This is a genomic window from Bradyrhizobium cosmicum (assembly GCF_032290525.1).
In the GTDB taxonomy this organism is placed as follows: Bacteria; Pseudomonadota; Alphaproteobacteria; order Rhizobiales; family Xanthobacteraceae; genus Bradyrhizobium; species Bradyrhizobium cosmicum_A.
The window spans coordinates 1-247 of the sequence record NZ_JASXTA010000466.1 but is presented as its reverse complement, the minus strand read 5'-3'; the positions used below and the strand labels follow the sequence as shown (position 1 = coordinate 247).

Annotated in this window: 1 pseudogene; it reads left to right on the top strand. The window is 65.2% G+C overall.

Going from position 1 to position 247, the window contains the following annotated elements:
- A pseudogene (locus QSV46_RS40580) lies at window positions 1–247 on the top strand (UDP-galactopyranose mutase); the annotation flags it as partial.

The window sequence follows — 247 nt, the reverse complement described above, 5'->3', positions numbered from 1 at the left end:
GGGCAAGTTCGTCCGCTGGTACTACACGCCGATGATGCTGCCCTTCTCGCGGCACCTGGATGCGCTGGCGACCGTCTACGATTGCATGGACGAGCTCTCCGCCTTCCGCTTCGCGCCGCAGGAGCTGCTGAACCTGGAAACGGAGCTGCTGAAGGCGGCCGACCTGGTCTTCACCGGCGGCTATTCGCTCTATGAGGCCAAGAAGAAGCGGCACGGCAGCGCCCACCCCTTCCCCTCCTCCGTCGAC